Raw genomic sequence first — 12,874 nt, 5'->3', positions numbered from 1 at the left:
CTCCTCGCATGGATGGTCCGAATGTTTCATATAAAAATGGAAAGTTTCAATGACCTGTCCAGGGCAAGGCCCTCGGCAGGGCCGAGACGTGACGGGCGGCGAGGCCGCACACCCTCGCCGCGCCGGCCGGCCTGCCCGCGAGGTGGGCGACTCGGATAACGAAACGCCTTTTATCGTTAATTGCGGATGCTTTTTCCCTGGGCGAGACGGCGCGCCGGCCCGCCCGTGCCCGCTCTCGGCATACTGCCGTAAACGGTTATTAAAACGTGCCGGGCGTATGGGTTCCCTGCCCGGCTGAGGGTATTTTGACGGGGCCGTAGTTATTCGACCGCGATCCAGGAATGGGGGACGATCATCATCATGGGAGGAACGATGCATCAAGGGGGAAAGATGAGCCCTGATATGCAAAAAGCCCTCAACGCGTGCATGGAGACTCACGGCCACTGTGAGCAGACCATGACGCACTGCCTGCAGCAGGGTGGCCGGTACGTCGACATGACAATGATGGGCGCGCTCATGGACTGCGCCGACATAACCCGCATGGGTGCGGACATGATGATGCGTCAGTCGCCGATGGCGATGGAGATGGCCGAAATGTGCGCCCGGGTGTCCACCAGGTGCGCCGAGGCGTGCATGACCATGAACGGCGACCCGATAATGAAGCGCTGCGCCGAGATGTGCCGGACATGCGCCGAGGCGTGCCGGGCCATGGCGGGCACACGGGCCTGAGTTTTTCCGGCCTCGCCGATCCACAGCGGCCACTCACCGATTCACCGTGGCCAGAGAAGTACCAGAGTAAGCATTCCTCAGAGGAATGCTTACTTTTTTTGTGCTTGCCACCCCCGCATGAACTCACCCCCGAGCCGGGCGCCTGGCGACCTCCCGGATCGCCGGGCGCCGGCTCTCGCCGGCAGCGGTCCCGGCCGGCCCGGGGCCCCGGCGCGGGCACCTCTCCCGCGGGCGTCCGGAGGAGGCCCGGCCCCGTGCGCGGGGCCCGAGACGTGCGACAACGGTCCAAGTGGACAGAATCCGCATATCGCCTTAGGCTCACCTAAGTTAGCTGAGCCTTACTTAAGGAAGACAGTACGATGCGGAATTTTGGTAGAGCGTTGGCGGTGGTGGGTTCACTCGCCATCGCCATGGCCACGGCAGGGTGTGGAAGTACGGCAGCCCCGGTTTCAACGGGTCCGTCTGCTTCCGCGGAGAAGCCGACGATCACGCTCTACAACGCGCAGCACGAAGACCTGATGAAGGTGATGGTCGCGGCGTTCACCCAGGAGACCGGCATCAAGGTGGACATCCGGTCGGGCGAGGACCCCGACATGGCCAACCAGATCATCCAGGAGGGCTCCGCCTCCCCCGGGGACGTCTTCGTGACCGAGAACTCCCCCGCGATGACACTGGTGGACGGCCAGGGCGGATTCGCCAAGCTCGACCCGGCCACGCTGGCCCAGATGGGCAGGCAGTACGCACCGGCCACGGGGAACTGGGTCGGGTTCGCCGCACGCTCGACGGTCCTGGCGTACAACTCCCAGCAGCTCAAGCCCGCGGAACTGCCGGCGTCGATCATGGACCTGGCCCAGCCGCAGTGGAAGGACACGTTCGGCATCGCGGCCGGCGGCGCCGACTTCCAGGCCATTGTCAGCGCGGTCCTGGCGGTGAAGGGCGAGGCCGCCACCGCCGAGTGGCTCAAGGGGCTCAAGGCGAACGCGAAGATCTACCAGGGCAACGGCGCCGCGATGCGGGCGGTCAACGCCGGTGAGATCAAGGCGGCCGTGATCTACCACTACTACTGGTACAAGGACCGCGCCGAGGCGGGCACCAACAGCAAGAACGTCGAGCTCCACTTCTTTAGCGCCAAGGACCCCGGCGCGTTCCTGGGTGTCTCGGGGGCGGGGGTGCTCAAGGCCAGCAAGCACCAGGCCGAGGCACAGGAACTGGTGAAGTACCTCACCGGCAAGAACGGCCAGCAGGTGCTGGCGGACAGCCCCGCCATGGAGTACTCGATCTCGGCTGACGTGCCGACCAATCCCCAGCTCAAGCCGCTCAGCGAGCTGGACCCGCCCGACGTCGAGCTCTCCTCGCTCAACGGGCCGAAGGTGATCGAGCTCATGCAGCAGGCAGGCCTGCTCTGAGCAGCGTCCCGCTCTCCCGAAACGCGAACGGGAGGGTGCGCCCCAGCGGGGCGTACCCTCCCGTGCTGCTCGTCCTGTGCGGGGTCGTGGCCCTTGTCGCCGCGATCCCGCTCGTCTTCGTCATCGCCTACACCGTCAGCATCGGCTGGGACCAGGCGTGGCGGCTGCTCGTACGGCCGCGCGTCGGCGAACTGCTGCTGAACACCACCGAACTGATGGTGGGCTGCATGGCCGCGAGCGCCGTCGTCGGCACCGCCGCGGCGTGGCTGGTGGAGCGTACGGACCTGCCGGGCCGCAGAATCTGGCACGTGCTGCTGGCGGCGCCCCTCGCGATCCCCGCGTTCGTCACCAGCTTCGGCTGGGTCTCGGTCTCCGGGGCCGTCGAAGGTCTGGGCGGGGCCCTGCTCATCGTGACCCTGGCCTACTACCCGCTGGTGTACCTGCCGGTGTCCGCGGCCCTGCGCGGGCTCGATCCCGCACTGGAGGAGACCGCCCGCTCGCTCGGCCTGGGGCCGTGGCGCACCCTCACCCGGGTCGTCATCCCCCAGCTCCGCCCGGCCGTGCTGGGCGGGTCGCTGCTCGTCGGGCTGCACCTGCTCGCCGAGTTCGGCGCCCTGCAGATGCTGCGCTTCTCGACGTTCACGACCGCGATCTACGACCAGTACCGGTCCGCGTACGACGGCAGTTCCGCCAACATGCTGGCGAGCGTGCTCGTGGTGTTCTGCGCCGTGTTGCTGACCGCCGAGCACCGCCTTCGGGGACATCGCCGCTACGCGCGCGTCGGCTCCGGTACCGCCCGGGTCGCCCAGCCCGTACGCCTCGGCCTCCTCGCCGCCCCGGCCACCGTGGCCGTGCTCGGCGTCGTCGTCCTCGCGCTGGGGGTGCCCCTGGGCAGCCTCGTGTACTGGCTCGTGGTGGGCGCCTCGACGGCGTTCCCGCTGGAAACACTGGCGCTGACCGCGGGTACCACGATCGGGCTGGCGATGCTGGCCGCGCTGGTCACGACCGCGTGCGCGCTGCCGGTCGCCTGGCTGTCGGTGCGTCATCGAGGCCGGGTGAGCGTCCTGGCCGAGCGGAGCACCTACGTCGGAAACGCCCTTCCGGGCATCGTGATCGCCCTGGCGCTGGTCACCGTGTCGATCCGGTTCGTCCCGCCCGCGTACCAGACGACCGGTCTGCTGCTCGCGGCGTACACGATCATGTTCCTCCCGCGCGCGATGGTCAGCGTCCGCGCGGCGATCGCCCAGGTCCCTCCCGTCCTGGACGATGTCGCCCACTCACTGGGCGCGCGCGGCATGGCGACGCTGCGCCGGGTGATCCTGCCGCTGATCGCCCCGGGGATCGGCACCGGTGCGGCGCTGGTGTTCCTCGCCGTCGTGACCGAGCTGACCGCGACGCTGCTGCTCTCCCCCACCGGCACCCACACTCTCGCCACCCAGTTCTGGAGCTCGGTCCGTGACGTCGACTACGGGGCGGCGGCTCCGTACGCGGCACTGATGGTGCTGATCTCCGCACCGGCCACCTACCTGCTCACCATCACCTCTAGGAGATCCGCGTGACCGCCCTGACCATCCGGGGGCTCACCAAAGGCTTCGGCGCCGTAAAGGCACTGGCCGGTGTCGACCTCGATGTGCCCGCGCACGGCATCACCGCGGTCCTCGGCCCGTCCGGCTGCGGAAAGACCACCCTGCTGCGCCTGATCGCCGGCTTCGCCACGCCCGACGGGGGCACCATCGCCTTCGGTGATTCCGTGGTGTCCGGGCCGGGTACGGCGGTCCCGCCGCAGCAGCGCAATGTGGGGTACGTCCCGCAGGAAGGCGCCCTCTTCCCGCACCTCAGCGTCGCCGACAACATCACCTTCGGTCTTCCCCGCGCGGAGCGCCGCTCCCGCCGCCGGCTCGACGAACTGCTCGACCTGGTCGAACTCGACACCGCGGTCGCCAGACGGCAGCCGCACGAGCTCTCGGGCGGCCAGCAGCAACGTGTCGCCCTGGCCCGGGCGCTGGCTCCGCGACCCTCGATCGTCCTGCTCGACGAGCCCTTCTCCTCTCTCGACGCGATCCTGCGGCTGTCCACGGGCCAGGCCGTGGCCCAGGCGCTGGACGCGGCCAAGGCCACGGCGATCCTGGTCACGCACGACCAGAACGAGGCCCTGTCCCTCGCCGGCCAGGTGGCGGTCATGCGCCAGGGGCGCCTGGTGCAGGTCGGCACCCCCGACGCCGTCTACACCACACCCGCCGACCCCGCGGTGGCCCACTTCGTCGGCGCCGCGGTGCTCGTCCCCGCCGTCGTCAGCGGAGAGACGGCCGAGTGCGCACTCGGCACGCTCACCACCCGCCCGGGCGCCGTACAGGGCCGGGCGCAGGTGCTGATCCGTCCCGAGCAGATCGAGATCCTGTCCGACGGCACCGGCGTACCGGCCGTCATCGACGCGGTCACCTACTTCGGCCACGACGCGACCGTCACGCTGGCCCTCCAGCCGGACGGCCCCCACGTCACGGCCCGTGTCAGCGGCACGCGGACGCCCCAGCCGGGCGCGCATGTCCGCCTGGCCGTGACGGGCCCGGTCATCGCCTACCCGTGAGCCCCTGCCGGCGGCCGGGATGCCCGCGGGGAAGCCCGCCTCAGGCACCGGGCGCCGGCGACAGGAGGCCGCTCGGGGATCTGCCGATGAGGCCCGCGCCTCCGCGCAGCTCGCGCCGGAGCGCGAGGGCGTGGTGCAGGTAGTCCTGGGCCAGACTGGTACGGCCCGCCGACCGGTGCAGCTCGCCGAGTGTCTGGACGGCGGCGGCCTCCCCGCGACGGTCGCCGAGCTGCTGGAAGATCACCAGAGACCGCTCCAGCTGGACGGAGGCGTGCGACCGGTCGCCGCGGCCCATCTGGAGCCCGCCCAGACTCTGCATGGCGTAGGCCCAGCAGTGGCGGTCGCCGAGCCTTTCGAAGATGTCCAGCGCGTGTCCCTGGAAGCGCATCGCCTGGTCGGCGTCTGCCACCAGACCGTGCAGCCGCCCGAACTGCATCGACACGCACCCCTCGCGGTGGGAGTCGCCGAGCTCCCTCGCCAGCCGCAGCGCCCTGCCCAGCCACGTCGAGGCCCGGTCCAGATCGCGCAGATCCAGGAAGACCCGCCCGATCGCCTGCCGCGCGTAGGCCTCACCGCTCCGGTCGTCCATGGCGAGGAACATCGTCAGTGCCTGCCGGAAGTAGCCGAGCGCCTTGAGGTGCCCGCCGCAGAAGTGGTTCACCGCTCCCAGCCCGCAGATCGAGGCCGCCTCTCCGCGCATGTCGCCCAGCTCGCGGAAGATCACGCGGGATCGCCGGAACATCTCCCCCGCCTCGGCGTAGCGGTCCTGGTAGAGGCCCACCTGGGCCAGGCCGCGGAGCATGGCCGCCTCGCCCTGGCGGTCCTCCGCCAGGCGCGCGGCGTCCAGCGCGATGCGGTGGGTGGAGCGCCACTCGTCGAAGTGGCACCGCAGGTCGAAGTAGGGGACGAGAGCCGCGGCGAGTCCCCAGGCGGATTCGGCCAGCCCGGCGTCGGCGGCGAGACGCACCGCCCCCACGAGCGCGTCCTGCTCGGCGTCGAACCACGACAGCGGGTCGGCGGTGAGACGGCCGAGGGTGTCCTCGGTCAGGTTCCAGCGGGCGGCCCCGGCCGAGGTCAGGCTGAAGAGCGTGGTCGGCAGCCGCGCGGTGGCGTTCTCGGTGACGGCCATCCACGCTCCGAGAACTCTGGTGAGAGCGTGTCGCTCCGGGACGCCGGCCTTCTCCCTGGCGTTGCAGCGGAGCAGGTCGTGCAGCCGGTAGCGCGGCTGGCCGATCGGGTCGGTCCCCGCCTGCTGGAGCAGGTTCACGTCGACCAGAGCGTCCGTCACGTCGTCGGCCCGGTGCCGGTCCAGCGCGGCGTCGACCACCCAGCCGGGCAGGGACTGCGGGCCCAGGAGGCCGAACGTCCGGAAGGCCAGGGCCGCGTCGTCGGGCAGCAGCCGGTAGCTCCGGTCGACGCTGCCCCGCACGTCCAGATCGCCTGCCCGCAGCTCGCCGAGCCGGTTCGACTCGTCGTCCAGCCTCTGCCGTAGCACCCCCAGCGACCACCCCGTCCGTCCTGCCAGCCGCGCCCCGGCGATCCTCACCGCCAGCGGCAGATACCCGCAGGCGCGCAGGATCGCCGAAGCGGCCTCCCGCTCCCCTTCCACCCGTGCCGGGCCCACGATCCTGCCCAGGAGCTCCTCGGCCTCCGCGGGCGGCAGAACGTCCAGCTCCAGCTGGAGTGCCCCGGGCAGTTCCGTGATCCGCCGCCGGCCCGTCACGAGTACCGCGCAGCCGTTACCGGGCAGCAACGGCCGGACCTGTGCGGCGCCGGCGGCGTCGTCGAGCAAGACGAGCATCGGGCGCTCGGCCAGCAGGGACCGGTACAGCGCGGAGCGTCCGCGTACGGTGCCCGGCAGGCCGGCCGCGTCGACCCCCAGGGCCCGTAACGCCTCGGCCAGCAGCTCACCCGGGTCGGCCGGCACGTGCTCGGTCCCGCCGAGATCCAGGTAGAGCTGCCCGCCCGGATAGTCGGCCCGTACGGCGTGCGCGCAGTGCACGGCCAGCGCCGACTTGCCCACGCCCGGTGCCCCCACCACCACGACGATCGAAGGCGGCCCGCCCGGCGGTCGCTCCGCGGGCGACAGTGCCCGGGTGAGGACGGCGACGTCCTGGGCCCGGCCGGTGAAGTCCGGTATGTCCGAAGGGAGCTGGCGGGGCGCGGAACCGGACGCGGAGACGGGTGTGGAGAGGGGCGCGGTGACGGGCGGGAGATGGTGGGGCACGGCCGCGGTGAGCGGGGGCTCCCCCGCCAGGACCGCAGCGTGCACCCGGCGCAGGTCCGCGCCGGGTTCGATCCCGAGCTCGGTGACGAGCTGCCGCCTGACCGTGGCATAGGCGCGCAGCGCCTCGGCCTGCCGGCCGCTCCCGTGCAGGGCGAGCATGAGCTGCTGCCAGAGGTCCTCGCGGAAGGGGTGCTCCCTCAGCAGCCCGCGCAGCTCGCCGATCGCGTCGGTGTAGCGGCCCCGGGCCATCTTCAGAGCGATCAGTTCCTCGGCGGCGGCGAGCCGTACCTCCGCCAACGACCGCAGCCGGCCGTCCCAGAGCGGGCTTCCCGGCAGGTCGGCCAGTGGGGTGCCGCGCCACAGCGCCAGCGCCCGGCAGAGCAGGTCGAACGCCTCCTCCGTACGGCCCGCCGCCCGCGCCCTGGCGATCAGGTCCTCGAAGAGCAGCGCGTCGAGTTGCTCGGCCGGCAGCTCGATCACGTAGCCGGGCGGGCGGGCCCGGATCCGCGCGCCGGCCGTGTCGAGCACACCACGTAGCGAGCTCACGTAGGTGCGGAGGTTCGCGTGGGCGGAGCGCGGCCGGTTCCGGGGCCACACCACCTCAACGAGGAGATCCGCGCCGACCACGTGGTTCGCGTCGAGCAACAGCGACGCCAGGAGCACTCGGGGTTTCGTGCCCGCGATGGGGAGAGGACGTCCCGAGATCCGGACGTCCAAAGCGCCGAGCACGCTGAATGTGGGCTGATCAACCACCATGACCGCACTTACTCCTCTGAGGAGGCACTGCAACCATTCGTCGGGTTGTGCCATACAGGCCAGACAGGCCGTTATACCGATTTTGGATGATTTCTGTGCGGCGAGTCCAGATTCTTGACTCCGGCAAGAACTTTTCGGAGAGATCCAACAGACAGTGCACGGTGCCGGTCAGGGCTTCGCCCACCGGACCTGCGGGAAAGGATCCGCATGAGAATCAGAGGAGTGCTCACGGCGGGGTTCGCCCTGGTGCTCGGCCTCGCGGGCGGCGCGGTCGCGATGGCGCCGGGCGCCATCGCGGCGGCGATCCCGATGACCGTGGCGGCCGGGGACCCGGTGACCGTCGCGGACGGGGACCCGGTGACCGACCAGGCGACGGACTCGATGAACAGCCTGTCCGACGACCAGCCGACGATCCTGGCGACAAACTTCCAGCTGCCCTTCCCCTGCGGCCAGAAATGGTCGGGGAACTCCAGCGCGAGCAGCGCACACCTTTCGTGGGAGATCGACTTCAACCGGGGCAGCACCGCGGACGCCGACCTGGGAGACACCGTCATCGCCGCCGCGGCGGGCAAGGTGGTCATCTCGGCCCACCAGGGGTCGACCAACGGCTTCGGGAACCTGGTCAAGATCGACCACGGCGGAGGCTGGGCCACCTACTACGCGCACCTGAACGAGCGTTCGGTGAGCGTGGGCGCCCAGGTCTCCCAGGGCCAGAAGATCGGCACGGTCGGCAAGACCAGCAAGCCGGGCAACAACATCTCGGCCCACCTGCACTATGAGGTACGGCTCGGCGACAGCTACCCGTCCAACATCCAGAAAGCCGTCTTCAACGGGGTCACGTTCGGCTACCCGGCCCAGACGGTGACCTCGGCCAACTGCGGCGGCACCAGCAACCCGTACACCCCGCAGGAGGTCTGCGGCAGCGGCTACAACGTGATCGACAGCGCGGCCCTGGGCACGGCCGGCACCGTCTACCTGCTCTACAACAGCTCCAACGGCTACAACTGCGTGGCCACCATGAAGCGCTCCTCCATCGGCACGGCCACCGCCACCACCGCCTACCTGGAGGTGCAGGGCAGCAGCCGCATCACCGACTCCGGCAACTTCGCCTACTACGCGGGACCGGTACGCGCCGCCGGGGCCAACAAGTGCGTCAAGTGGGGCGGCAAGGCCGGCTCCTCCAGCTACGACAGCCCCTTCGGACACTGCGGCAGCTGACGGAGAAGGGCCGCCTCCGGCAAGGGAGGCGGCCCTTCCATGACCCCCCACATCTTGAGGAGAACCCGTGAAGGCCCGACTCCGCCGTTCAGCCGCGCTGCTGGCCGGCTCACTCATCCCCCTCGTGTGCCTGGTGGGGCAACCCGCGAGCGCCGCTCCCACGGACCCTCTGGCCGATGCCTTCACCCGCGCGGCCGCGACCTACGAGGTGCCCCGCGACCTGCTCGTCGCCCTCGGCTACGCCGAGACGCATCTCGACGGCCACGCCGGCGCGCCGAGCGCGAGCGGCGGCTATGGGGTGATGCACCTCGTCAGCAACCCGACCGTCCACACCCTGGAGCGCGCGGCCACGCTGACCGGACAGCCGGTCCCGGCGCTGCAGGCCGACGACGCGGCCAACATCCGCGGTGGTGCCGCGGTGCTGCGCGCCTACGCCGACGAGGCCGGGCTGGACGCGGCCGCCCGCAAGGACGCCGGGAAGTGGTACCGGGCGGTGGCCAGGTACGGCAACGCCTCCTCCCCCGAGGTGGCCCGGCTGTACGCCGACACCGTCTACGAGCTGCTCGCCCAGGGTGTCGCCGCGGCTACGCCGAGCGGCACCGTGACCGTCGCGCCGCAGGCCGTGCAGCCCGACCGCGGCCCCTACGCCCAGGCCCCCGACCTGAACTCACCCCGCCTGGCGGCGGCGGCCGTGGACTACCCCGGAGCCAAGTGGGTGCCGGCCAGCCCGTCCAACTACGCCGTTTCCAACCGCCCGGCCGGCGACGCGATCGACCGCATCGTCATCCACGTGACCCAGGGGTCCTACGCCGGCACGATCTCCTGGTTCCAGAACCCCGCCGCCCAGGTCTCGGCGCACTACGTCGTCCGTTCCTCCGACGGCGACATCACCCAGATGGTCCGCGAGAAGGACCGGGCCTGGCACGCCGGGAACTACAACAGCAGGTCGGTCGGTATCGAGCACGAGGGCTACGTCGACAACGCCTCCTGGTTCACCGACGCGATGTACCGCGCCTCGGCCGCGCTGACCCGCAACATCGCCGACCGGTACGGCATCCCCAAGGACCGCACCCACATCGTCGGGCACGTCGAAGTCCCGGGCGCCGACCACACCGACCCCGGCCGGTACTGGGACTGGGCCAGGTACATGCAGCTGGTCACCGGCAGCGGCGACGGTGGCGGCGACGGCAACCCGCACACCCCGCAGTCGGTCTGCGGCAGCGGCTACAACGTGATCGACTCCGCGGCCCTGGGCACGGCCGGCACCGTCTACCTGCTCTACAACAGCTCCAACGGCTACAACTGCGTGGCCACCATCAAGCGCTCCTCCATCGGCACGGCGACGGCCACCACCGCCTACCTGGAAGTTCAGGGACAGAGTCGCATCACCGACTCCGGTAACTTCGCCTACTACGCCGGCCCGGTGCGCGCCGCCGGGGCCGGCAAGTGCGTCAAGTGGGGCGGCAAGGCCGGCTCCTCCAGCTACGACAGCCCCTTCGGACACTGCGGCAGCTAGAGCGTGTTCCGCGGAGCGCGACGGTGAGAACCGGGGCCGCCGCCGCGTGAACAGCCCGGAGCCGCACATCCCCCAGGCTCAGGTCGGCCCCATCGACCTGGGCCTGGGGCATGGCGGGAGGCGCGGCCGGCCCTACGCCCTCGCCCAGGGCCGGGGGAGGAATCCTTGACCGGGGATCGGCCATGAGCCTATGTTGTTTGGGGTCAAATGAGTTTCCGGCGGAATCCCTCACGTGACTCCTGAGGCTCGGCTCAGGGCTCACCCCGCCAACGGCATCCGCCCACGCCCGCGCGCCTGTCCGGCTCCCCACGTCCGGGACGGCGCCCTGTCTCCACCCCGAAGAGAGCAGCACATGGATCTTCATCACTGGCTGGGCACGGCGGCCGACGAGATCGGCAAGTGGCAGCACGAGTTCGGCGCCTTCGAACAACACCCCGCGCTGGCCGTAACCGACGAGGACTTCGCGGAGGCGTTCGCGGAGCTGGCCGACCGGCTGCGCGACAACTATCCCTTCTTCCACCCGCGCTACGCGGCTCAGATGCTCAAGCCCCCGCACCCCGCCGCCGTCGTCGGATACCTGACGGCCATGCTGGTCAACCCCAACAACCACGCCCTCGACGGGGGCCCGGCCACCGCGCGGATGGAACGCGAGGTGGTCGCCGACCTGGCGTCGATGTTCGGGTATACCGAGCACCTGGGACACCTGACGACCAGCGGCACCATAGCCAATCTCGAGGCTCTGTTCGTCGCCCGCGAGACGCACCCCGGCCAGGGCGTCGCCTACAGCGAGGACGCCCATTACACCCACGGCCGGATGTGCCACCTGCTCGGGATGCCCTCCTTCCCTGTATCCACCGACAGCGCGGGGAGGATGGACCTCGACGCCCTGGAGGTTCTGCTGCGCACCGGGCGCGTGGGCACCGTGGTGATGACCGCGGGCACCACGGGGCTGGGAGCCCTCGACCCCATCGATCAGGCCCTTGAGCTCCGCGAGCGCCATGGCGTGCGTATCCACGTGGACGCCGCCTATGGCGGGTTCTTCGCCCTGGTCGCCGACGACTCCGCCGACGGTGTCGCCGCCGCGCCGTTCCGGGCCATCGCCTCCTGCGACTCGGTCGTCATCGACCCGCACAAACACGGTCTGCAGCCCTACGGGTGCGGCGCTGTCCTGTTCAAGGACCCTGCGGTCGGGCGCTTCTACAAGCACGACTCGCCCTACACCTACTTCACCTCCGATCAGCTACACCTCGGAGAGATCTCGTTGGAGTGTTCCCGGGCCGGGGCCTCCGCGGCAGCTCTCTGGCTTACCTTCCGCATGTTGCCGCTCAAGCCCGACGGGCTCGGCGCGGTCCTCCGGCCGGGCCGCCGGGCCGCTCTGCGCTGGGCCGAACTGCTGGCCGGCTCCGAGGTGCTCCAGCCCTACCAGTCCCCCGAGCTGGACATCATCTCGTACCTTCCCCGCGCCCGGCGGCTGTCCGAGGTCGACGCGCTGACCGCCCGGATCATGGAGGCCGGCATGTCCGCCGCTCCGTCGCAGGCGGTGTTCCTGGCCACCTACGGTGTCAGCGCACCGGCGCTCACCGCCCGGGGACACGACATCGAGGCCGACGTCCCGACCGGGCGGATCCTGCGCAGCGTCCTGATGAAGCCGGAGAGCGAGGCCTGGGTGGAGAACCTGCACGCCGAGGTGGAGAGGCTCGCCGCCGCGGCCAGGTAAGGCGTCCGTACGGCCCCGCCTGCCCCGCGCCTCCACGCTCACCCTCACCCTGCGCGGCTCGCCCAGAGCAGGCCGCGCAGGGTCAGGGTGTGCACGGTGGGATGGGTCAGATCGGCGAGGTTGTGGCCGAGCGCGGAGAAGAAGACCCTGCCCGCGCCCCAGCGGCGGGTCCACACGACGGGCATGGGGACGGGCACGGCGTGCGGGCGGCCGCCGCCCGGGGCGAAGGTGGTGGTGGCCAGGGTGTCGTTGAGAGAGTCGGTGAGCATCCAGTACTGCTCGGTGCGGACGGTGAAGCCGTCCAGGCCGGCGACGATCGGGTGGCCGGCCCGGGCCGGGTCGATCACCACGTCGTATTCGACGAAATCGTCGGGGTGACACAGGAACAGGCCGCCGACCATCCGGTGGTAGTCGCGGTTGTTGAAGGCGGAGACCACTCCCCCGTGCCATCCCGCGAATCCGGTGCCCGCCTCGACGGCGGACACCAGTCCGGCACACTGCCGCTCGGTGAGCGTGCCACCCGTCCAGCACTGCACGACGAGGTCGGTCGCGGCCAGCAGGTCCGCGTCGGTGTAGACGTCGAGGTCGCGGGCGACGGTGACGTCGAATCCCGCGTCGGCGAGCCCGGGGATGAACAGGTCCGTCGCCTCGGCGGGGACGTGTCCCTCCCAGCCTCCCCGGACGATGAGCGCGTGTCTGGTCATGCCTACTCCCCGGCTGG

The 12,874-nt window shown here is 70.7% G+C and carries 9 protein-coding genes; 7 read left to right on the top strand and 2 right to left on the bottom strand.

Annotated elements, in window-relative coordinates; translation table 11 throughout:
- The first annotated feature begins 390 nt into the window (after nucleotides 1-390).
- From ACIN94_RS28815 to ACIN94_RS28800, 4 genes are all read left to right on the top strand, one after another.
- Nucleotides 391-729 carry a four-helix bundle copper-binding protein gene (locus ACIN94_RS28815; RefSeq protein ID WP_400712632.1) on the top strand — a complete coding sequence of 113 codons (339 nt, stop codon included), beginning with the start codon at nucleotides 391-393 and terminating at the stop codon, nucleotides 727-729.
- Nucleotides 730-1,088: 359 nt separating this feature from the next.
- Nucleotides 1,089-2,135: an iron ABC transporter substrate-binding protein gene (locus ACIN94_RS28810; RefSeq protein ID WP_400712629.1), complete on the top strand. Its 1,047-nt coding sequence runs from the start codon at nucleotides 1,089-1,091 to the stop codon at nucleotides 2,133-2,135.
- A 62-nt stretch (nucleotides 2,136-2,197) separates the two neighbouring features.
- On the top strand, nucleotides 2,198-3,694 hold the full coding sequence (locus tag ACIN94_RS28805; RefSeq protein ID WP_400712626.1) for an ABC transporter permease: 1,497 nt from the start codon (nucleotides 2,198-2,200) through the stop codon (nucleotides 3,692-3,694).
- Complete coding sequence (locus ACIN94_RS28800; RefSeq protein ID WP_400712623.1) at nucleotides 3,691-4,719, top strand: ABC transporter ATP-binding protein; 1,029 nt, start codon at nucleotides 3,691-3,693, stop codon at nucleotides 4,717-4,719. Before ACIN94_RS28805 ends, ACIN94_RS28800 begins: the two co-directional genes overlap by 4 nt.
- A gap of 40 nt (nucleotides 4,720-4,759) precedes the next feature.
- On the opposite strand, the gene ACIN94_RS28795 is transcribed toward ACIN94_RS28800, so the two are convergent.
- Nucleotides 4,760-7,702 carry an AfsR/SARP family transcriptional regulator gene (locus tag ACIN94_RS28795; protein ID WP_400712620.1) on the bottom strand — a complete coding sequence of 981 codons (2,943 nt, stop codon included), beginning with the start codon at nucleotides 7,700-7,702 and terminating at the stop codon, nucleotides 4,760-4,762.
- Nucleotides 7,703-7,909: 207 nt separating this feature from the next.
- On the opposite strand from ACIN94_RS28795, the gene ACIN94_RS28790 reads away from it, so the two are divergent.
- From ACIN94_RS28790 to ACIN94_RS28780, 3 genes are all read left to right on the top strand, one after another.
- Entirely contained in the window at nucleotides 7,910-8,920 is a 1,011-nt protein-coding gene (locus tag ACIN94_RS28790) for a M23 family metallopeptidase (RefSeq protein WP_400712617.1), read from the top strand.
- A 67-nt stretch (nucleotides 8,921-8,987) separates the two neighbouring features.
- Entirely contained in the window at nucleotides 8,988-10,436 is a 1,449-nt protein-coding gene (locus tag ACIN94_RS28785; protein ID WP_400712614.1) for an N-acetylmuramoyl-L-alanine amidase, read from the top strand.
- A gap of 352 nt (nucleotides 10,437-10,788) precedes the next feature.
- Nucleotides 10,789-12,153: a pyridoxal phosphate-dependent decarboxylase family protein gene (locus ACIN94_RS28780; RefSeq protein WP_400712611.1), complete on the top strand. Its 1,365-nt coding sequence runs from the start codon at nucleotides 10,789-10,791 to the stop codon at nucleotides 12,151-12,153.
- Between the two features lie 44 nt (nucleotides 12,154-12,197).
- Here the strand turns inward: ACIN94_RS28780 and ACIN94_RS28775 are convergent, their stop codons facing one another.
- On the bottom strand, nucleotides 12,198-12,857 hold the full coding sequence (locus ACIN94_RS28775; protein WP_400712608.1) for a ThuA domain-containing protein: 660 nt from the start codon (nucleotides 12,855-12,857) through the stop codon (nucleotides 12,198-12,200).
- Nucleotides 12,858-12,874 lie beyond the last annotated feature (17 nt).

Source organism: Streptosporangium sp. NPDC087985 (assembly GCF_044741965.1).
Taxonomy (GTDB): Bacteria; Actinomycetota; Actinomycetes; order Streptosporangiales; family Streptosporangiaceae; genus Streptosporangium.
This window is presented reverse-complemented; position numbering and strand designations above follow the sequence as displayed.

Excerpts from the sequence above, each read along its gene's own strand:
- ACIN94_RS28815 (WP_400712632.1), top strand. The coding sequence starts at position 391 with ATGAGCCCTGATATGCAAAAAGCCCTCAACGCGTGCATGGAGACTCAC.
- ACIN94_RS28810 (WP_400712629.1), top strand. The coding sequence starts at position 1,089 with ATGCGGAATTTTGGTAGAGCGTTGGCGGTGGTGGGTTCACTCGCCATC.
- ACIN94_RS28795 (WP_400712620.1), bottom strand. The coding sequence starts at position 7,702 with ATGGTGGTTGATCAGCCCACATTCAGCGTGCTCGGCGCTTTGGACGTC.
- ACIN94_RS28790 (WP_400712617.1), top strand. The coding sequence starts at position 7,910 with ATGAGAATCAGAGGAGTGCTCACGGCGGGGTTCGCCCTGGTGCTCGGC.
- ACIN94_RS28780 (WP_400712611.1), top strand. The coding sequence starts at position 10,789 with ATGGATCTTCATCACTGGCTGGGCACGGCGGCCGACGAGATCGGCAAG.
- ACIN94_RS28775 (WP_400712608.1), bottom strand. The coding sequence starts at position 12,857 with ATGACCAGACACGCGCTCATCGTCCGGGGAGGCTGGGAGGGACACGTC.